Annotated in this window: 15 protein-coding genes; 7 read left to right on the forward strand and 8 right to left on the reverse strand. The window is 40.7% G+C overall.

What is annotated here, in order from left to right; all coding sequences use genetic code 11:
• From cydD to trxB, 3 genes are all read right to left on the reverse strand, one after another.
• Entirely contained in the window at window positions 1–1,767 is a 1,767-nt protein-coding gene (cydD, locus tag PR683_RS00680) for a heme ABC transporter permease/ATP-binding protein CydD (RefSeq protein ID WP_004909443.1), read from the reverse strand.
• A 414-nt stretch (window positions 1,768–2,181) separates the two neighbouring features.
• Window positions 2,182–3,861: a DUF7057 domain-containing protein gene (locus tag PR683_RS00685; RefSeq protein WP_272571588.1), complete on the reverse strand. Its 1,680-nt coding sequence runs from the start codon at window positions 3,859–3,861 to the stop codon at window positions 2,182–2,184.
• Between the two features lie 181 nt (window positions 3,862–4,042).
• Window positions 4,043–5,002 (reverse strand): thioredoxin-disulfide reductase, encoded by a 960-nt coding sequence (trxB, locus tag PR683_RS00690; protein WP_109911028.1) that lies wholly within the window; start codon window positions 5,000–5,002, stop codon window positions 4,043–4,045.
• Between the two features lie 535 nt (window positions 5,003–5,537).
• Here trxB and lrp point away from each other — a divergent pair.
• The 6 genes from lrp (at window position 5,538) to PR683_RS00720 (ending at window position 14,506) form a co-directional block, all read left to right on the forward strand.
• On the forward strand, window positions 5,538–6,032 hold the full coding sequence (gene lrp, locus PR683_RS00695) for a leucine-responsive transcriptional regulator Lrp (RefSeq protein ID WP_004256338.1): 495 nt from the start codon (window positions 5,538–5,540) through the stop codon (window positions 6,030–6,032).
• A 424-nt stretch (window positions 6,033–6,456) separates the two neighbouring features.
• Complete coding sequence (locus PR683_RS00700; protein WP_272581620.1) at window positions 6,457–10,056, forward strand: DNA translocase FtsK 4TM domain-containing protein; 3,600 nt, start codon at window positions 6,457–6,459, stop codon at window positions 10,054–10,056.
• A gap of 88 nt (window positions 10,057–10,144) precedes the next feature.
• The gene (gene lolA / locus PR683_RS00705; RefSeq protein ID WP_004909466.1) at window positions 10,145–10,765 is read left to right on the forward strand and encodes an outer membrane lipoprotein chaperone LolA; all 621 of its coding nucleotides are present in this window, start codon (window positions 10,145–10,147) and stop codon (window positions 10,763–10,765) included.
• Window positions 10,766–10,851: 86 nt separating this feature from the next.
• Window positions 10,852–12,195: a replication-associated recombination protein A gene (locus PR683_RS00710; protein ID WP_004909469.1), complete on the forward strand. Its 1,344-nt coding sequence runs from the start codon at window positions 10,852–10,854 to the stop codon at window positions 12,193–12,195.
• Window positions 12,196–12,303: 108 nt separating this feature from the next.
• Window positions 12,304–13,596, forward strand: coding sequence for a serine--tRNA ligase (serS, locus tag PR683_RS00715; protein WP_004909472.1), 1,293 nt, complete (start codon window positions 12,304–12,306; stop codon window positions 13,594–13,596).
• A 181-nt stretch (window positions 13,597–13,777) separates the two neighbouring features.
• A complete protein-coding gene (locus PR683_RS00720) occupies window positions 13,778–14,506 on the forward strand; it encodes a sulfite exporter TauE/SafE family protein (RefSeq protein ID WP_004909475.1) in 729 nt (242 codons plus the stop codon).
• Here the strand turns inward: PR683_RS00720 and PR683_RS00725 are convergent.
• The 3 genes from PR683_RS00725 to PR683_RS00735 all read right to left on the reverse strand — a co-directional run bounded on the left by PR683_RS00725 (window position 14,492) and on the right by PR683_RS00735 (window position 17,175).
• Window positions 14,492–15,385 (reverse strand): LysR substrate-binding domain-containing protein, encoded by an 894-nt coding sequence (locus tag PR683_RS00725; RefSeq protein ID WP_109911030.1) that lies wholly within the window; start codon window positions 15,383–15,385, stop codon window positions 14,492–14,494. The two genes, PR683_RS00720 and PR683_RS00725, sit on opposite strands and share 15 nt — an antisense overlap.
• Before the next feature lie 151 nt (window positions 15,386–15,536).
• Window positions 15,537–16,343, reverse strand: coding sequence for a BPSS1780 family membrane protein (locus PR683_RS00730; protein ID WP_004909482.1), 807 nt, complete (start codon window positions 16,341–16,343; stop codon window positions 15,537–15,539).
• Window positions 16,344–16,707: 364 nt separating this feature from the next.
• Window positions 16,708–17,175, reverse strand: coding sequence for an Lrp/AsnC family transcriptional regulator (locus PR683_RS00735; RefSeq protein WP_004909485.1), 468 nt, complete (start codon window positions 17,173–17,175; stop codon window positions 16,708–16,710).
• A gap of 155 nt (window positions 17,176–17,330) precedes the next feature.
• Here PR683_RS00735 and PR683_RS00740 point away from each other — a divergent pair, with 155 nt between their 5' ends.
• A complete protein-coding gene (locus PR683_RS00740) occupies window positions 17,331–17,753 on the forward strand; it encodes a DUF2000 domain-containing protein (protein WP_164529054.1) in 423 nt (140 codons plus the stop codon).
• 31 nt (window positions 17,754–17,784) lie between these two features.
• On the opposite strand, the gene pflA is transcribed toward PR683_RS00740, so the two are convergent.
• Entirely contained in the window at window positions 17,785–18,537 is a 753-nt protein-coding gene (gene pflA, locus PR683_RS00745) for a pyruvate formate lyase 1-activating protein (protein WP_042851778.1), read from the reverse strand.
• A 167-nt stretch (window positions 18,538–18,704) separates the two neighbouring features.
• Window positions 18,705–20,987 carry a formate C-acetyltransferase gene (gene pflB / locus PR683_RS00750; protein WP_109911031.1) on the reverse strand — a complete coding sequence of 761 codons (2,283 nt, stop codon included), beginning with the start codon at window positions 20,985–20,987 and terminating at the stop codon, window positions 18,705–18,707.
• Window positions 20,988–21,039 lie beyond the last annotated feature (52 nt).

Genomic DNA, 21,039 nt, shown 5'->3' on the forward strand with positions numbered 1-21,039 from the left:
TCAAAGCTCCTCACTGCGATGGGCAAGTAACTGGGCAAAAGCGCCTTCTGATTGACTTAGTTGTGTGTAATTACCTTGCTGAATGATTTGACCATTAGCCATTACCCAAATTTGGTCATAATCAAGGGTTTCTTCCAGCAAATGGGTGACTAAAAGGGTTGTTTGCTGACTTGATAGCTGGTTAAGTGTTTGCATAACACGTTGCTCACTGTGGGAGTCTAAGCTCGCAGCGGGCTCATCTAGAAGTAGCATACGAGAAGGTTTCAACAGGGTTCGTGCAACGGCAACACGCTGAGCCTGCCCGACCGAAAGGCGGGCGGCATAGTCACCTAATTTGGTATTTAGACCGTCAGGCAAATGGGCTAAGAATTCGGAAACATATGCATTATCAATAGCCTGTTGAATTTCTGCCTCTGTAGCATTTGGCTTGCCTAAACAGATGTTTTCAACCAGTGTTTGCTCTGGAAGGTGAGGGTTTTGCCCAACCCAGCCAAGTAATTCACGCCATTTATCAGGACATAATTCACGAAGTTCAACACCATTTACGGTGATGGAGCCGCGATAAGGCAAAAAGCCTAACAATAAATTGAGTAATGAGCTTTTCCCTGCGCCACTTTGACCAACAATCGCAATACGTTGTTGTGGTTCAATATTGAAATCTAATGGCCCAGCAAGGCGCACTCCATCATGGGATAAAATTTCTAATTGTTTAGCCTGAATATAGATAGCATCATCGCTTAGTGTTTGGGTTCCTTGTTGAGTGTTTTGTTCCCCATCACTGTTTAACAATGTTTCGAGTGTTTCAGCGGCACCAACAGCTTGTGCTTTGGCGTGGTAGTATGTGCCAAGATCTCGTAGTGGTTGGAAAAACTCTGGAGACAGTATCAAGGCAAGAAAACCTGCAAATAGCGTGACAGGTAAACCGTAGCTACCAAAATTCATTTCACCTAGGTAAGAAAAACCAAAATAGACGGCAACAACAGCAATAGAAATCGATGCAAAAAACTCAAGTACACCGGAAGACAAAAATGCCATTCTTAGTACTTCCATCGTTCTGGAACGAAAATCCTCTGTTGATTCGCGAATTTGCTTAATTTCTGCCTTTTCACGAAAAAATAACCGTAAGGTATCAAGGCCTCGTAATCTATCGAGAAAACTACCGCTTAAACGACCTAATGCAATAAAATTACGGCGGTTAGCGTCCGCAGCACCTAAGCCGACTAATGCCATAAAAATAGGAATTAGCGGGGCAGTGACGAATAAAATAAGTGCAGCAGCCCAGTTAAATGGGAAAATAGCAATCAGGATCATAATGGGGATGATCCCCGCTAAATACATTTGTGGAAGATAGCGTGAATAGTAGTCTTGCATGTCTTCAATTTGTTCAAGAATAATCGTGGCCCAGCTACCCGCAGGCTTACCTTTAACCCATACAGGGCCGAGCTCTTGAAGTTTATCGAGTACCATGGTGCGTATTTCTTGGCGCACCACTTGGCCACAACGAAAGCCAACACGTTCTCGTATATAGGTGACAATTGCACGTAAGATGAAAACGCAAATCAGAAGAATAAAGGGAGTTAATAGCTGTTCTCGAGGAACGTTATCCATAATCAATGCTTGTAAGATAACAGCTAAGAACCAGGCTTGAGCAATAATCAGTAATCCGCTCAAAATACCTAGTAACATAGAGATCCGCAACCAGCGCTTGGCAGGGGCACTGTGTTGTTTTAACCAACGTACCAATTCAGTCTGTCTTGATTTATCCATAATGATTTAGTTAGCAGGTGTAGTTTTAATGTCATTGAGTATAGTTAGGAAATACCAACCTAACGTTGCTTTTACCATGCGCTATATTACAGTTGGACTATTTTATACCGCATGAGAACGATAATTTTTTGATCTGGTAACGCAATTGGTGGTTATAAGAAAATCTGCGTTTTTGATCTTACCCATAAATTCGGGTACTAGGGTACATCATAACAGCTTCACCACGATATGTTACATAATAAAAGTGGGTTATTTACGGTGAGTTGTATTTTGTTATTAAATTGTTTTATAAAGGTAAGTTTAATATTTCAGTAAAGTTTGGGATGTAATAATCTTGAGATGTTACTGTATTTTTACGTAATGAAAAGGTGGCTTAACAAAGAAATGTTAAGTCACCTGCATTTTTAATTAGTATTAAGAAGTGGGGTCTATCATTAACCATTCTTTGGGTTTTAATTTAAAATTTCCTTTTAATAAATTATCCCAAGCCTGAGCTTTTTCTTGCATGGTATTAAATGTGCGAGTTTGCGTATCCATTAACTCCCAGCTCTGTTCCGTTTGTTGCCATATATTGCAATCAATACTCGAACTACTTGGGTAGGAATAGCACATAACCACATCATTTTGGTTGTTTTGGTTTACATCGGCCATAAAGCCTACACATGGGTATGGGTTGTATTGTGAAGTGCAATACCACGCACTGCTAAGGTTTTCTCCGAGATCGAACCATTTGTCTGGTATTGTAGGGCTATTTTTAGCTTGAATTAATACTGATTTCAGCGGCTTACGCTGTTCTTCTTCATAAGGGCTAGTTTGGAATAGTTTTTGATATTCAGGGTTGTTATTGAGTTGCTCAAAAGCCTGTTGCCCCTTTTCACCTAATTGTTTTAAGTCATAAGCAAGCGAACTATTGACTTTAATTTTGCCATTTTCAACGCCAGCAAGAATACTGTTTAGTGTGATGCGTTTAAAATCAGCAATAGGGCTGTTAATGACCAATATAATGGCAATTAGAGACAAAATTCCCGCTTTATTGATAAACCCTAAATAGGACATCCAAGCTGATCTTTTATAAATAATGGCAATACTGTAAGCAAAAACCAATACAAATAGAAATAAGGCAATAGTAAATGCATACAGGCGTTCAACGCTCCAACTATACTGGTTTACTCGTACCAGAATGCCATAGAGGGAAAGCACTGAAAATGCATTGAGTAGAATAATGCTAACTAAGACAAAACCATTTAGACCTGTACGGTATTGATATTGGCTAGTGCCATCGCCATACACAAAATTGATGAAAATGAGGTTTAAAATTAAAAACCATAGCATCACCGCGGAGCCTAAATTCGTGGAGCTTAAACCTGAAAAGTAGGAAACAACAAAACCACCTAAGAAAATAACGGCAACAATATTTAAGAGGAGTAAGAAAAAACGAGCAATAAAGCTAGCAAAATTACTGAGCTGTACATTTAGTGTTGCCCGTAAAAAAACTAAACTCACGTTGAAGCCAAGTGCAAAGCTCACCCAGTAGATAACGTCGTTATCAAGAGCTTCACTCAAAAAATTAAGGTTAACAATATCAAATAGGAAACTGGCTATTTTTATGATTAGAGTTAGCAACCCACCGATAGCAGCAGCTAGAACACCTAAAAAGGTATTTTTAATATATAGCCCCATTAAGCAACCGTAATCGATTTTCCATGTTCTTGTTACTTGCCACAGTTGCATCCAAGGAAGCATAAAAAAGAACAGGACGGTTAGGGTGATAAAGGCGAAGAATGGGTCTGTATCTGCAGGATTTTTAAAGTCTTGGGCATGCCAGTAATTGAGCCAGAAAATTAACCCAATAATAACGACGATGTTGAGATAAAAAATACCGGATTTTGCATTGGTAATTAGGTAACTTATTGCTGAAGGAACAAAAATAGCGAGCAAAATAGGCAGATATAGAGTGGTCGTGCTTAATTGGCTTTCTATACGGATGGCGTAATCAGTGGTGGCAGTGATGACGATGCCTTGCATCACGGCAAGTATGACAATAATAAAATAAGAATAACCGCGAATGGCATCACGTTCTAATTGTTGCCCCATACCTACACCTATATTCGTAAATGTTATGTAAAAACAGTATAGGGAGTATTCGAGAAGTACAATATAAACTTGCTCTTAAAAATATATGTAAAACCAATAGTTAAGATGGGTAATATCAGTAACAAAAAAGGCTTCAATTGAATAAACATTGAAGCCTATTTAAATCACAATAATTTATTGATTATTTAGATGCTAAGCCATCAAGATAACGCTCTGCATCTAAGGCGGCCATACAGCCTGTGCCCGCAGAGGTAATGGCTTGACGGTAGATGTGGTCCATGACATCACCGGCAGCGAACACACCTTCAACAGAGGTTTGGGTCGCATTACCTTGGGTGCCTGATTGCACTTTAATATAACCGTTGTCTAAATCGAGTTGACCTTCAAAAATGCCCGTATTTGGACTGTGGCCGATGGCAATAAATGCGCCCATAACAGGGATATCTTCTGTTGCGTGTGTTTTAGTACACTCTAAGCGCACACCTGTAACCCCCATGTCATCACCTAAGACTTCATTTAATGTACGGTCGGTATGCAGGATAATATTACCGTTTTCAACTTTATCCATTAAACGGTTAATAAGGATTTTTTCTGCACGGAAGCTATCACGGCGATGAATTAAATGGACTTCTGATGCAATATTAGAAAGGTACAGCGCTTCTTCTACCGCGGTGTTTCCACCACCAACGACAGCCACTTTTTGATTACGATAGAAGAAACCATCACAGGTTGCACAAGCTGAAACGCCACGGCCTTTGAACGCTTCTTCTGAAGGCAGACCGATATAACGTGCGGAAGCGCCTGTCGCAATAATTAAAGCATCACAGGTATATTCATTTTCATCGCCAATTAAACGGAAAGGACGTTGTTTTAAGTCCACTTTTTGGATATGGTCAGAAATGATTTCAGTATCAAATTTTGACGCGTGCTCATGCATGCGTTCCATAAGCCCTGGACCGGTTAATCCTTCTGGGTCACCAGGCCAGTTTTCAACTTCAGTTGTGGTGGTCAATTGACCGCCTTTTTCCACCCCAGTAATCAATGCTGGGTTTAAGTTTGCACGTGCAGCATAGACAGCCGCAGTATAGCCAGCTGGGCCAGAACCAAGAATGATTAACTTGCGATGTGTTGTTGTGCTCATGAATTCCTCTTTAATCTAAAAAGCATTTATCAGATTGTAGGAGAAATAAGAGGCTAACAAAAGTGGTTTAAGTGCGACTTAGTTTCATTTGGCTTATTTCATTAATAGGTAAAACCGACAAAATGTAAAAAAGTGTGACAAAAAGTTGCTTGTGTCACGCATCACAATTTTTAGGAATTATCTTGAATTAAGGCTGCGAAACGTTTTACTGGAAAAAAAAGCGAAATCTTGTACTGATTTTTATTCATTTGCTTTGACAATCGGCTGCGCATTTGCGAAAACATCAGTGTAAGAGTTAATTATCTAGCGGATCAATGGAAATGGCGCATTTTTGTTCTCACTGGAAAATTAACTTTACACTACTTACAAATTTAAAATACAAGTAAAAATTGTGGGTGATAATTACATTCACACTAACTTCAGCATTACGAACAAAATTTGCTCCTGAACACGAATTCCTAAATAAAAAAGGTGGTGGCTAAGGTGCTTATTTTTAGATGTAGAAAATAACAATTAGAGAAAGAGAGATAAAGAGATGATTGACAATAAAAAGCGTCCAGGCAAAGACCTTGACCGTATCGACAGGAATATATTAAACGAGCTACAAAAAGACGGGCGAATTTCTAACGTAGAATTATCTAAACGAGTTGGTTTATCCCCAACACCTTGTTTAGAGCGTGTGCGTCGTCTTGAGAGACAAGGATTTATCTCTGGCTATACGGCGTTATTAAACCCACATTACTTAGATGCATCTTTACTCGTGTTTGTTGAAATTACACTCAACCGCGGTGCAGCTGATGTGTTTGAGCAATTCAATACTGCAGTTCAAAAATTGGAAGAAATTCAGGAATGTCACTTGGTTTCTGGTGACTTTGACTACCTGTTGAAAACGCGTGTGCCAGATATGTCCGCATATCGTAAACTGTTAGGTGAAACTCTGTTACGTTTACCAGGTGTAAACGACACTCGCACCTATGTAGTTATGGAAGAAGTTAAACAAAGCAATCGCTTAGTGATCAAAACTCGCTAATCAGAGCTTTTTAACCTCGCTTCAGCACAGCATTTCAGCTTTGTTGCCGCACTGCAGTTTCAACGCTGAGTTTACTCAGCGTTGTTCCGTTTTTCTCACCTCATTTGCTGCTAGATAAAAACGTAATGTCTCGTCTTTAAAAGGCATTGTCTGACCGCAATCCCAGTCTTTCTGTGTTATCTTGCAAAAATTACTTAGCAATTGATAAATTTTATTTTCAATTTATTGATTCTAAAGCTATAAATATTTAGGACTTTTGATGAGAAATAGAAATTGAATCGTCATACATTAGATGGAATACTGCACCTTAGCGTTTTCATAATGCCCTGATTTACCTTAGATGTTGTAAAGCAGGCAGAGTCAGTCGTTTAATGGTAGAATAAACCTAGGTTAGTCAAGAACATCAGTTAGCAAAGAAACAATAATGAGCCAAGAATATACAGAAGATAAACACATCAAATTTAAAAAACTAAGTAGCGGAAGGCGGCTATTAGAGGTTATTTTGCTCGCAATATGCTTGAGCGCACTCTTCTTAATGGTGGCTTTATTGAGCTTCAGCCCTTCAGATCCAAGCTGGTCACAGACAACTTGGAATGCCCCAGTGAAGAATTTAGGGGGAAGTGTTGGTTCATGGAGCGCTGACATCCTTTTCTCGGCTTTTGGTATTCTTGCATTTGCTATTCCCCCCTTATTACTTCTAGGGTGCTGGGCGATTTTTCAATACGAAAGTCAGCGCCGATATATTGACTTTTTCTCTTTATCATTAAGATTAATCGGTGGTTTAGCACTTATTTTATCCTCTTGTGGACTCGCGGCTCTCAATTTTGACGACTTACCTAACTTCGCCTCTGGTGGAGTGATTGGCAGTGTATTTAGCAGTGCCATTATGCCGTGGTTCAATTCATTAGGCGCTACGTTAGCATTGCTATTTTTATGGGCAATAAGCTTTACCCTGTTTACTGGGTGGTCATGGCTTACAATCGCAGAAAAAATTGGTGCGGCTGTGCTTCTCCCAATTACGTTGCTGACAAATCGAGCAAGGGGAGATGATTTAGATAACTATGATTATGACGTTGAAGAGACTGAAGGGGCTTTACAGCGTGCGCAAGAAGCTGAGCACAGGGCCAATGACGATCTAGAAAATATTGATGCGGATGATATTTTATTTTCTGCTCCCACAGTGGCTGAATTAGTCACTGAAATCGCTCCAACAACGGAAAAAACGACGAATGAAGCGATGACAGCGACAGAAAACGCAATCCCATTGGTGAATCAAAGCGTGTCTGAGCAAGTTCCAGTAACGGCCTTCTCTGCAGTGGATGAGCCGAGCACATATCATTTTGAAGTACCTGAAGATTACCAGCCTAAGCTTGGTACTGGTTTTGATACAACTTCAGATACCGTTAATGAGCCGTTAGCTCAAGCGTCGCCATATGTTGCACCAGAAGAACAGCTGTTTAGTGTTCAGCATAATCAACAATCAGAACCACAAAAACAAGGTAATACCGCTTACCAAGAGTATTCGGATAAACAAGAAACGCCCGTTCAGCAAGCGGCTTTTGAATCACAAACTCACTCAGTTCCATCATTTGACACTACCAATATAACGCAAAGTGTTATTCCTTCATCAGTCACTGAAAGGGTCTCTAACCCTGCGGCATTAGCAGCTGCGGGTATTTCAGTGGCTGCGCTGGAACGTCATGCTCAGGTTAAACAAAATATGGAACCAGAGCTTCCGCGGCCAAACCCTGTTCGCTTACCGACTCGTCGTGAGTTATATGGTATTCGCATTCCATCGTTACGTGATGCAGAACTACAGCGGCGTGAAGAAGAAGCCTCTAAACGTGAGCAGATATATCAGCAGTGGTCTGCGAGTGAGTCTGAGCAACTTGAAACTGATGATGAAGCACAACAAGGTGAATTACTACGAGCTCAGTTTTTAGAGCAGCAACGCGAACGTTATGGTGAAGTTGATGAAACGGATTATGAAGCGCCATTAAATAGCGTACATTCAGATGAAGAACCATTACAAAATGAGCCAATGACAGAAAATAAAATCAGCTCATTTACACAGCCAGAAATTGAACACCGTTGGGCGTCGGCTTCACAACAGTCCAATAATACGCATACAATTCCAGAGCCTGAGGAAGTTGCGCCAGTCGTTGATAATGGCTATCAGCCTCAGTTCACGCAAGAGTATTCTTCGCAAGTACAAGAGGACTTTGAGCCTAGAATTGATTTAAGAAAAGAGTTCTCTGTACTGGATAGTTTTACCCCTGTTGATGATTTGGTTGACAACGAGCCTGCTGACCCATTATTTATGCCGTCATTTAGTACGTCTTCTGTTCTACCTACGGCTCCGCAAAATAATATTGATAATATTGCTGAAGGGCTTGGCAACTCACCAGCAGTAATACAAACTTTTGCGCAGCCACAGCAGCCACAGCAGCCACAGCAGCCACAGCAGCCACAGCAGCCACAGCAAGATAGCTTATTCCACCCGTTCTTAGTGCGTAATGACCAACCATTACCGAAACCAACAACGCCAATGCCATCTCTTGATTTGCTGGCAAGCCCGCCAGCGCAAGAAGAGCCAGTGGACATGTTCAAACTAGAACAAACAGCGAGGTTGATTGAAGCGAGGCTCAATGATTATCGTGTTAAAGCCGAAGTAGTTGGGTTCTCTCCAGGCCCTGTCATTACTCGGTTTGAGCTTGATCTAGCGCCGGGAGTAAAAGCAGCAAGGATATCTACATTGTCACGTGACCTTGCTCGTTCGTTGTCAACCGTAGCCGTACGTGTTGTAGAAGTGATACCGGGCAAACCTTATGTAGGCCTAGAGCTCCCTAATGAGAAACGGCAAACTGTTTACTTGAGTGAGGTATTAGATTGCGATGACTTCCGCAAAAATCCATCTCCTCTCACTATTGTGTTAGGGAAAGATATTGAAGGCGATCCTGTCGTTGCTGATTTAGCAAAAATGCCACATTTACTCGTTGCAGGGACAACCGGCTCTGGTAAATCTGTAGGGGTCAATGCAATGATCCTCAGCATTTTGTATAAAGCGAAACCAGAAGATGTTCGCTTTATCATGATTGACCCGAAAATGCTCGAATTATCCATTTATGAAGGTATCCCGCATCTATTGACAGAAGTGGTTACTGACATGAAAGATGCGGCAAATGCCTTGCGCTGGTGCGTGAATGAAATGGAACGCCGTTATAAACTCATGTCTGCATTAGGGGTACGTAACCTAGCGGGTTATAACGATCGCATCAAAGCGGCAGAAGAAATGGGCCGGCCAATTCCTGATCCACATTGGAAACCTGGTGATAGTATGGATACAGAGCATCCAATGCTGAAAAAAGAACCTTACATTGTTGTCATGGTTGATGAGTTTGCTGACTTAATGATGACGGCAGGTAAAAAAGTGGAAGAGCTAATTGCACGATTGGCGCAAAAGGCACGTGCAGCGGGTATCCATTTGGTATTGGCAACCCAAAGACCATCGGTTGATATTATTACAGGGTTAATCAAAGCAAATATTCCAACGCGGATTGCATTTACGGTATCCAGTAAAATTGACTCGCGCACGATCCTTGACCAAGGCGGTGCGGAGTCTTTACTCGGTATGGGGGATATGCTGTATTTACCGCCAAACTCTTCAATTCCAGTGCGGGTGCACGGCGCCTTTGTCCGTGACCAAGAGGTTCATGCCGTTGTGAATGATTGGAAAGCTCGCGGTAAACCACAATATATTGATAGCATTACAACCTGTAGTGATGATAGCGAAGGCGGTGGTTATGATAGTGGTGGCGAAGAGCTCGATCCACTGTTTGACCAAGCTGTTGAGTTTGTTGTTGAGAAACAACGAGTTTCCATTTCTGGGGTTCAACGCCAATTCAGGATCGGTTATAACCGTGCTGCAAGGATTGTTGAGCAAATGGAGGTCCAAGGCATTGTCAGTGAGCAAGGGCACAATGGTAACCGTGAAGTTCTTGCTCCTCCGTCAATGGGACATTAATAATTTAGTGTGCTGATTGCTGGTTTAATTTAAGGGGTGTATAAAGACGGGACGCCTCTTAAGGTAATAATTTTAAGGTCTTTCATCGATGAAAAAAATGATGTTATTGGGTGCGTTAGCCCTGAGTTTACATATTGGCCAAGTATTGGCAGACGCAAGCGAAGACCTTCAAGAACGTTTGAATAAGGTCAATAGCTTCCAAGCTAGCTTCTCGCAAAAAGTGACAAGTCCTGAAGGGGATTTGATTCAAGAAGGTGTTGGAGATTTATGGCTTGAGCGCCCAAATTTATTTAATTGGAACATGACATCACCGGATGAAAGTGTACTGGTGTCAGATGGAAAAAATTTGTGGTTTTATAATCCGTTTGTAGAACAAGTGACCGTAACTAATTTAGCGGATGCTACGCAGGATACGCCATTTCTACTAATTACACGTAACGACCCGAAAGATTGGAAACAGTACTCAATCATCCAACAAGGAAATACGTTTGATTTAAAACCAAAACAAACTAATGGAACTTTAAAACGTTTTTCCATTACAGTTTCTCCCCAAGGGACGATTGAGCAGTTTTCAGCGGTTGAACAAGATGGCCAAACCAGTGCTTATCAATTAAAAGAGCAAAAAAATGGTCGCGTTGATGCAAGTAAATTCAAGTTTACTGTGCCAAAAGGTGTCACTTTAGATGACCAGCGCTCAAACGCAAAATAAGCTTGATTAGAAAAAATATTAACCAGCAACATGAGTATTTGCTGGTTAATATATAGGGTATTTTAAGAGGTAAAAAAGAGGATATAGTGGGTAACCTGTCTCTTGATTTTTCGCAGAATGAATTTCAACCTTTAGCAGCAAGAATGCGGCCTGAAACCCTTGAACAATATATTGGCCAAAAGCATTTATTGGCAGAGGGCAAACCGTTACCGCGTGCGATTAAAGCGGGTCATCTGCACTCCATGATTTTATGGGGGCCCCCAGGAACAGGCAAAACAACCCTTGCTGAAATTATTGGCAATTATGCACAAGCCGATATTGAACGCATCTCAGCGGTTACCTCTGGTATTAAGGAAATCCGAGAATCCATTGAAAAGGCTCGGCAAAATCGTAGTGCAGGGCGAAGAACCATTTTATTTGTGGATGAAGTTCATCGTTTTAATAAAAGCCAGCAAGATGCATTTTTACCGCACATAGAAGATGGCACGATTACATTTATTGGTGCGACAACAGAAAACCCATCATTTGAATTAAACTCTGCGTTGTTATCACGTGCTAGGGTGTATTTGCTTAAATCACTTGAAGAGAATGATATTGAACAAGTATTGCTGCAAGCGCTGGCAGACTCATCTCGTGGCCTTGGTGGGCAAAATATTGTTCTACCTGACAGCACGCGCAAAATGGTTGCTCAGTTGGTTAATGGGGATGCTAGGCGTTCATTAAATCTGCTGGAAATGATGGCGGATATGGCCGAAGCGGATGGCCAAGGGCAGCGTATTTTAACCGCTGATTTATTAAAAGAAGTCAGTGGTGAACGAACCGCAAGGTTTGATAACAAAGGCGACCGTTATTACGACTTAATTTCTGCGCTGCATAAGTCTATCAGAGGATCAGCACCGGATGCCGCACTATATTGGTTTGCAAGGATCATCACTGCGGGTGGTGACCCTTTGTATGTTGCTCGTCGGTTACTTGCAATTGCATCAGAAGATGTGGGTAATGCGGATCCTCGTGCGATGCAAGTAGCCATTTCAGCTTGGGATTGCTTTACTCGAGTGGGGCCTGCCGAAGGTGAGCGTGCAATTGCCCAAGCCATTGTTTATTTAGCTTGTGCACCAAAAAGTAACGCGGTTTATACCGCCTATAAAGCTGCGATTAAAGATGCACAAATGCAACCGGATTACGATGTGCCAGAACATCTTCGAAATGCACCAACTAAACTATTAAAAGAAATGGGAGCTGGGAAGGAGTATCGTTATGCACATGATGAACCTAACGCTTATGCGGCAGGGGAAAACTATTTTCCTGAACCTATGCAAACAACACGTTATTACTACCCTACGAAACGGGGTCAAGAAAGCAAGTTTGCTGAAAAACTAGACTGGTTAGCCCAACAGGATCAAATTAGCACCACAAAACGCTATCGCTAAACTGGGCAATGCGGTAAGGTTATATAGCGAAATACTTTACTTTATTTGTTGTGCTGGAATGCACCTCAAAAAGTATCATTAATTACTAACAATAATCACAGGATAAGCATGCTCGATCCCAATTTACTGCGTACGGAGCTAGACGCGGTTGCTGAAAAACTGGCTCGCAGGGGTTTTACCCTTGATGTGGAAAAGCTGCGTGAATTAGAAGAACGCCGCAAAGTTTTACAAGTTGAAACTGAAACCCTGCAAGCAGACCGTAACTCGCGATCGAAAACTATTGGTGCGGCAAAAGCACGTGGTGAAGATATCGAACCATTACGTCTAGAAGTTAACCAATTAGGCGAAAAATTGGATTCTGCAAAAGCGGAGCTTGAAAAGCTGCAACAAGAAATCCGTGATATTGCCTTGAGTATCCCGAATATCCCTGATGATCAAGTACCTGACGGTAAAGATGATTCTGACAACGTTGAAGTGGCTCGTTGGGGTGAGCCTCGCCAGTATGATTTCGAAGTTAAAGACCATGTTAGCCTTGGTGAGCTATCTGGCGGCTTAGACTTTCCAGCTGCGGTAAAACTGACGGGTGCACGTTTTGTTGTCATGAAAGGGCAAATTGCTCGTATGCACCGTGCATTGGCACAATTCATGCTTGATTTACATACTGAACAACATGGCTACCAAGAATTGTATGTTCCGTATTTAGTCAACCATGACACGCTTTACGGAACTGGCCAATTACCAAAGTTTGGTGAAGACTTATTTCATACTAAACCACTGGAAGAAGAAGCAGACAGCAGCACTTATGCTTTGATTCCAACAGCTGAAGTACCTGTGACTAACTTGGTTCGTGATGAAATTTTAGATGAAGACTCACTTCCTCTGAAAATGACAGCACACACACCTTGTTTCCGTTCTGAAGCGGGATCTTATGGCCGTGATACACGTGGTTTGATCCGTATGCACCAATTTGACAAAGTTGAGTTAGTGCAAATCGTACATCCAGAAAAATCTATGGATGCATTGGAAGAGCTGACTGGCCATGCAGAGAAAGTATTACAATTACTGAACTTACCTTATCGTAAAGTGATTTTATGCACCGGTGATATTGGTTTTGGTTCACGTAAAACTTATGACTTAGAAGTATGGCTACCAGCGCAAAATACTTATCGTGAAATTTCATCTTGTTCAAACATGTGGGATTTCCAAGCGCGTCGTATGCAAGCTCGCTTCCGCGGTAAGAGTGATAAGAAAACACAACTTGTTCATACTCTGAATGGTTCTGGTTTAGCGGTTGGTCGTACATTGGTGGCGATTTTAGAAAACTACCAATTAGCAGATGGCCGTATTGAAGTTCCAGAAGTATTACGCCCATATATGAAAGGTTTAGAGTACATCGGTTAATTTCCGTTACTTCTTCAAAAGTAAAACGCGACTCATAGTAGTCGCGTTTTTTTTGCAAATTTAAAGCATTTTGAAAACGTATCCTCAGGCTAAACCTGATCCCCCCTCAATATTTTCCAAATAGCACTATTCAATGTAGGACATTACTCTACGGTAAAGTAAATTTATCGGAGCGAAATAAATGGGTGTAATTATTGGTGTTTTCTTACTAGCAGGCCTTGTAAAAGGGGTGATTGGGTTAGGGTTACCGACAATCGCAATGGGGTTATTAAGCACGTCAATGGAGCCTGCTGCCGCTGCTAGCTTGTTAATTATTCCCTCGTTAATCACGAATATATGGCAATTATTGATTGGCCCACAATTTATGGCACTAATCAAACGGCTCAGTGGTTTTATTATTGGGGTGGTACTTGGCACCATATTCAGTTTTTTACCTTCTTTAACCTCAGCATCTGGTTGGACACTACCTGCACTTGGTTTCGTGCTTATTATCTATGGAATATGGGGGTTAATCGCAAAAAAAATGCCATCATCCAAGAAGCATGAAATATGGCTTTCACCAACAGTGGGGTATATCACAGGTGTGATTACGGCTGCTACGGGTGTATTTGTTATTCCAGCAGTCCCTTATTTGCAAACCTTAAAATTAAATAAAAATGAGCTTATTCAGGCTCTAGGGTTAGCATTTACCGCATCAACAGTTGCATTAGCAATCAAGTTATCCATTGACCAGCAACAATATGATATTAATTGGAGTTTATCTGCCTTTGCCTTAATACCAGCTATTGGTGGAATGTACCTTGGTCAATATTTTCGCAAGATTATTAGCGAGAAATTATTCCGTCGTTGCTTTTTTATTGGTTTGATCGGATTAGGAATTTACATGGCGACAAAATTAGCCTTCAGATGACCAATTAATTAAGAAATTAACAAACTCATTAGTGTAATCAGGTAATTGGTTGAAATCTCGTGCACAGATAACTAATTTTCGGCATGCCCAAATTTCAGTCAATTGCACTATTTTACTCGCAGAGAGCTGGCTACGCTGTGCCGCTTGTTTGGGAATAATGGCTATGCCAATGCCATCATTAACTCCTTGCATTACAGCATCTAATGTTGGCATACGTACCCGGTAATTTAGCCGCCTGCCTTGTTGTTTGGCGTTATTATCAATATGTTTTTGTAATGGGTTATCTTCCATTAAACCAATAAATTCAGCATCAATAATGTCAGAAAATGGAACATTTTCTCGGTTTGCCCAAAGGCTATCTTTATGGACAAAAACAACTAATTCATCTGAGCTGAATGGCCGGATATCCAGCCCGGTGAGATCAGTAGAATCTGCGATAACACCGATATCAGCGATTTTATTTCTGATTGCAGTGACGATATTAGTACTTGGCATTTCCTTCACTGACACAGACATCGCAGGGTGCTGGCGTAAATAAGCACTAACACGGGCAGGTAAAAACTCCATTTGAGCAGAGGTATTACAAAGAATATTAATATGCCCACGCAGGTGTCGACTATATTGCTGCAGTTCATCTTGCATTACTTCAATTTGCTGCAAAATTGTTTTCGCATGCTCAATAAATGTATGACCTGCATTTGATAATGAAACCCCTTTCACTGAGCGAACAAAAATATCTACGTTTAATTCATTTTCTAACCCACGTATCCGTTCACTTGCAGATTGCAGTGTAAGATAAGTTAGTTTCGCTCCATGGGTGATGCTCCCTGCATTAGCGACATTAACACACAGTTTTAAATCAGTAATATCGAAATACATGGAAAACAGCTCCAATTTATGAAAGGAAAGAGGGAGATTACTATTTAAAGGAATATATGTGAATTTGTATGGGATAGCAAAAAGGAAAGCAATTGCTTTCCTTTTTTAGATTTAATGATTTAGCAAAGTCGTTAAACCATCACACTTTGGTTTATTTTACTTGTGAGAAAAACAGGCTGCGGTAGCTGCTGTAATAGCAAACATACATAATTGGCATAGAAACTAATAAACCTAAACCTAAAGGAATTACTGAAATTATCATTAAGATTGATAAAACGATAAAGAACAGGAGACCTGGCAGGATATTTTTCTTAACAGCTTGTAAGCTTGCAGAAATTGCAGCGCCAACAGTGAAGTCGTGGTTCATAACCAATGCTGGAGCAAACCATGTCAAGGCAGTACCTACTAACGCAGCAACGGCCATGATAATAATTGCAAAGAAGAATGTACCTGAAGATGCAAGGATAGCCGCGTCAGATGGTGAACCATATTGGTTGCTTTCCATCAATAAACCAAACATAGCAGAACCACCGATAATAAATGCGATGATCATGCCTACTAAGTTAGCCGCAAAGTTGATGGCACCAACGGCAAATAGGGTACCGAATTTATTTTGGAAACCAGCAAATAATAACCCAATTTCTGCTTGGCCAGTTTTACGTTGATTTTCACTGATAGCAATAATACCACCAATAAAAATAGGCGTAATAAAAGTAATCAGTAAGTTCAAGAATGGGATCATTGAAATGATAAAGATCACCGCAAACAGAACGATGTTAATTAGGATCCACATTCCCAGCTTTTCTTTAACAAGAGACCATGATTGGCTGATCCAGTTAACACCTTCACCTGCATCTACTGTGCGAGGTTCTGCGTGAAAAACGAATGTATCGGCTTGAGTTTGTGCGTTAATTGTAGGTGCAGGGTTGTTATCTGCACTGAAGTTTTCATTATTCATGATAAGAAAGGAACCTGTTAGTCGTAGTGAATTAGCAATATATTATTATTAATAAGTTTTCTGAGTTTATACTCATTCTTGTAACTTATCGGCAGTAGTATGCAGATAAGTTAACTTATTATAAAGCAGACTATTCTGGTAAGGTATTTTTGATTAAAATTTTCTTGTATAAGATATTTTTTATTGTAATAAGACCATTATCTATACCTTAATGTATTGAATAGAGTATGAGTATTTAGTAGTACAGTGAAAACGGCTGTTTTTTTTATTCTATACAGTAAGACCAAACCCTAATTTAATAGTGAATAGTAAATTAAATAATCATTATTATTAATACGTAAGCAAAATGCCATTTACCCAGCGGTTAAATGAGCGATATGGGGTAAGCATCCAATGGCTTAATCTCTTTTAGTACAAACATACTTTGCATTTCTTTGATACCCGGTAACCGGCGAATAACCGTCATCGCGAAATCGGCGTAGGAGTCTAAATCATGAGATACAACCTGCAATAAAAAGTCGGTATCACCACCAATACTGTAGCAAGCGACAACATTTTCGAGCTCAGTCACTTCTTGTTCAAATTTTTGAGCTTCAGCCTCGCTATCGCTATCAATAATAACGCGAACAAATACCATCACACCTAAGCCAATTTTTTTACGATTGAGAATAGCGCGATATCCTTCAATAACATGTTCTTCTTCTAGCTTTTTAACTCTTCGCCAACAGGGAGAGGCTGACATGCCTACTTTTTCAGCAAGAACTTGATTCGTTATTCGAGCGTCATCTTGTAGTAATTTCAATATTTTTATTTCTGTCTTATCTATTGCCATAAATGAAAGCCTTTACCTTAAAATCGCATAAAATAGGATAAAATTGCCTAAATTTTAGCGTGTAATGACTGAGTTAGAAAGCCTATTTCTTTCTTTAAATGCAATAATAATGAGGTGTTTTAGAACAATAACAAACAGTAAAAGGGAAAAGAGAGATGATTTTTAATCCAACAGAACACCGTTGTGCCATCGTGGTAAACCAAAACTTATCGAATGGTTTAGCGATGAATGCAGCGAGTGTAATTGGTGTGAGTTTAGGAAATAAAGTCAATAATATGGTAGGGAATGATCTTAATAGTTTGGATAATATGAATTACCCAGGGGTGATTTATGCACCATTACCGATATTAAAATCCGCAGAGCAATATATGAAAGAGATTGAAGTGGTCGCTTACCAGAAGGATGATATTTATATCATTCCTTTTAGTTTGCTCGCTCAATCTTGCCGTACTTATGATGAATATCAGCAGAAATTATCTGAACAGCAATATAAAGATATTCAATTGGCAGGGATAGGCTTGGTGGGAAATAAAAAAGCAGTTACTCAGTTAATTGGCCATTTACCGCTTTTCAAATAAATAAGAGGCTCTGCAAAGAGCCTCTATAATTTTAGTACATCACTTTGTGACCATAACTTTCAAGAATACTTTTGACTCGTTCCATCACTTCTTTTGATGGTGGTCTAACGCCATCTAGCTTGTATTCTTCACCCATAGTTTCCCATTTGTGTTTACCAAGCTCATGGTAAGGTAATAATTCGATTTTCTCGATATTGTTCATATCTTTGGTAAATTCGCCCAGTAAATGTACTGAATGGTCGTCATCGCTCCAACCCGGCACGACAACATAGCGTACCCAGGTTTTTTGGTTGCGTTTGGCAAGGTAACGGGCAAATTCCAAAGTACGGTGATTAGAAACACCCACTAATTTTTGATGAATTGCATCATCGATTTGTTTTAAATCAAGCATCACTAAGTCAGTGACATCCATCAGTTCATCAATCACTGGGTCGTAGCGGCGTACAAAGCCATTGGTATCAAGGCAAGTATGAATATTTTCTTTTTTACATGCGCGGAACCAGTCACGAACAAATTCGGCTTGTAAGATAGCTTCACCACCAGAGGCGGTAACGCCGCCGCCTGTCGCATTCATAAAGTGGCGATAGGTCACGGCTTCTTTCATTAATTCGTCAACAGTGACGATATTGCCACCATGGGTGTCCCAAGTATCGCGGTTATGGCAATACAGGCAGCGCATTAAGCAGCCTTGGAAAAAGACAATAAAACGGATCCCTGGACCATCGACCGTTCCGCATGATTCAAATGAATGAATGCGGCCGAGTGTGGTTGGGGTTTCTGTCATATTAGTTATCGCTATTGTTTTGGTTTTTGTATCATCGATAGACATAGCAGGCACTCCAAAATATCTGTCATACCGCAAACTTTAGAGAAAAAATATCGTTGCTGGTATAGATAAAAAGACCCCATAAAGCGGGGTCTTTAATTTACTTTATTTTAATAAGCTAATTATTACATTGTGCTTGTGAAAGTACGAGTAATAACGTCTTGCTGTTGTTCTTTAGTCAGTGAATTGAAACGTACAGCATATCCCGATACACGGATAGTCAGCTGTGGATATTTCTCTGGGTTTTCCATTGCATCTAACAGCATTTCACGATTCATAACGTTAACGTTTAAGTGCTGGCCGCCTTCGATAGACGCTTCGTGGTGGAAGTAACCATCCATCAGACCGGCTAAGTTAGTTTTACGAACGTCATCATCTTTACCTAACGCATTTGGTACGATAGAGAAAGTATAAGAAATACCATCTTTCGCGTAAGCAAATGGCAGTTTAGCAACAGAAGTCAGTGAAGCTACCGCACCTTTTTGGTCACGACCGTGCATTGGGTTTGCACCTGGTCCAAATGGTGCACCTGCACGACGACCATCTGGTGTGTTACCTGTTTTCTTACCATACACAACGTTAGATGTGATGGTCAGGATTGACTGAGTTGGTACCGCGTTACGGTAAGTAGGCAGTTTCTGAATTTTCTTCATGAAACGTTCAACTAAGTCACACGCGATATCATCTACACGAGAGTCGTTGTTACCAAATTGTGGATATTCACCTTCGATTTCGAAGTCGATAGCAATGCCGTCTTCGTCACGAATTGGTTTAACTTTCGCATATTTGATTGCAGACAGTGAGTCAGCAGCAACAGATAGACCTGCGATACCACAAGCCATGGTACGATAAACATCACGGTCATGTAGCGCCATCAGTGAAGCTTCATAGCTGTATTTATCATGCATGAAGTGGATGCAGTTCAGTGCTGTGACGTACTGAGTTGCTAACCAATCCATGAAGTGGTCCATTTGGTTCATCACAGTATCGAAATCTAAGACTTCGTCCATGATTGGTGTATGTTTAGGACCTACTTGCATTTTCAGTTTTTCATCAACACCACCATTGATGGTATACAGCATGGTTTTCGCTAAGTTTGCGCGAGCACCGAAGAACTGCATTTGTTTACCAACAATCATTGGGCTGACGCAACATGCGATTGCGTAGTCATCGTTATTGAAGTCTGGACGCATCAGGTCATCATTTTCATACTGAACTGATGAGGTATCGATAGACACTTTTGCTGCGAATTTTTTGAAATTCATTGGCAGTTTTTCTGACCACAGGATAGTCATGTTTGGCTCAGGAGATGGGCCCATGGTATACAGTGTGTTCAGGAAACGGAATGTGCTTTTCGTTACCAGAGTACGACCATCAAGGCCCATACCTGCTAATGACTCAGTTGCCCAGATTGGGTCACCAGAGAACAGCTCATCGTATTCAGGAGTACGTAAGAAACGTACCATACGCAGTTTCATGACTAAGTGGTCAATTAATTCTTGCGCTTGTTGTTCGGTGATTTTACCTGCTTCTAAGTCACGTTGGATATACACGTCTAAGAAGGTAGAAACACGACCAAATGACATTGCAGCACCGTTTTGTGATTTAACAGCGGCTAAGTAACCGAAGTAAGTCCACTGTACTGCTTCTTGTGCGTTTGTTGCTGGTGCAGAAATATCGTAACCGTATTTTGCAGCCATTTCTTTCATTTGACCCAATGCACGGTGCTGTTCAGCAATTTCTTCGCGCAGTTGGATAGTCATTTGTAAGTCTTCACCTTTTTCTAATCTTTCTTGCAAAGAGGTGAATTGGTTAAATTTGTCTTTCATCAGGAAATCAATACCGTACAGTGCAACACGACGGTAGTCACCGATGATACGACCACGACCATATGCATCAGGTAGACCCGTTAAGATACCTGATTTACGGCATTTTAAGATGTCTGGCGTGTAAACGTCGAAAACACCTTGGTTGTGAGTTTTACGGTATTCAGTGAAGATTTTTTTGATTTCAGGGTCTAAAGTACGGTCGTAAGCTTTGCATGAGCCTTCAACCATTTTGATACCACCGAACGGGATAAGACCACGTTTCAGAGGTGCATCAGTTTGTAAACCAACAATTTTTTCTAATTCTTTAGTAATGTAACCTGCATCATGGGAAGTGATGGTTGAAGCGACATCTGTGTCAAAATCAACTGGCGCATGAGTGCGGTTTTCGATTTTGATCCCTTCCATGACTTTATCCCACAACGTGTCAGTTGCTGGAGTAGAGCCTGCTAAGAAAGATTCATCACCTTCATATGGAGTGTAGTTTTTCTGGATGAAATCACGTACGTTGACGTTATTCTGCCAGTCACCTTGGTTAAAACCTTGCCATGCTAAAGCGAATTTTTCATTTAACTCGGACATGATACTTTTACCTTTTAACAATGGATCTTTTAGGGATCTTAATAAATCTTTT

Origin of the sequence: Providencia sp. PROV269 (assembly GCF_028477785.1) — a bacterium.
Lineage (GTDB): Bacteria > Pseudomonadota > Gammaproteobacteria > Enterobacterales > Enterobacteriaceae > Providencia > Providencia rettgeri.

Excerpts from the sequence above, each read along its gene's own strand:
- cydD (WP_004909443.1), bottom strand. The coding sequence starts at position 1,767 with ATGGATAAATCAAGACAGACTGAATTGGTACGTTGGTTAAAACAACAC.
- PR683_RS00685 (WP_272571588.1), bottom strand. The coding sequence starts at position 3,861 with ATGGGGCAACAATTAGAACGTGATGCCATTCGCGGTTATTCTTATTTT.
- trxB (WP_109911028.1), bottom strand. The coding sequence starts at position 5,002 with ATGAGCACAACAACACATCGCAAGTTAATCATTCTTGGTTCTGGCCCA.
- lrp (WP_004256338.1), top strand. The coding sequence starts at position 5,538 with ATGATTGACAATAAAAAGCGTCCAGGCAAAGACCTTGACCGTATCGAC.
- PR683_RS00700 (WP_272581620.1), top strand. The coding sequence starts at position 6,457 with ATGAGCCAAGAATATACAGAAGATAAACACATCAAATTTAAAAAACTA.
- lolA (WP_004909466.1), top strand. The coding sequence starts at position 10,145 with ATGAAAAAAATGATGTTATTGGGTGCGTTAGCCCTGAGTTTACATATT.
- serS (WP_004909472.1), top strand. The coding sequence starts at position 12,304 with ATGCTCGATCCCAATTTACTGCGTACGGAGCTAGACGCGGTTGCTGAA.
- PR683_RS00720 (WP_004909475.1), top strand. The coding sequence starts at position 13,778 with ATGGGTGTAATTATTGGTGTTTTCTTACTAGCAGGCCTTGTAAAAGGG.
- PR683_RS00725 (WP_109911030.1), bottom strand. The coding sequence starts at position 15,385 with ATGTATTTCGATATTACTGATTTAAAACTGTGTGTTAATGTCGCTAAT.
- PR683_RS00730 (WP_004909482.1), bottom strand. The coding sequence starts at position 16,343 with ATGAATAATGAAAACTTCAGTGCAGATAACAACCCTGCACCTACAATT.
- PR683_RS00735 (WP_004909485.1), bottom strand. The coding sequence starts at position 17,175 with ATGGCAATAGATAAGACAGAAATAAAAATATTGAAATTACTACAAGAT.
- PR683_RS00740 (WP_164529054.1), top strand. The coding sequence starts at position 17,331 with ATGATTTTTAATCCAACAGAACACCGTTGTGCCATCGTGGTAAACCAA.
- pflA (WP_042851778.1), bottom strand. The coding sequence starts at position 18,537 with ATGACAGAAACCCCAACCACACTCGGCCGCATTCATTCATTTGAATCA.
- pflB (WP_109911031.1), bottom strand. The coding sequence starts at position 20,987 with ATGTCCGAGTTAAATGAAAAATTCGCTTTAGCATGGCAAGGTTTTAAC.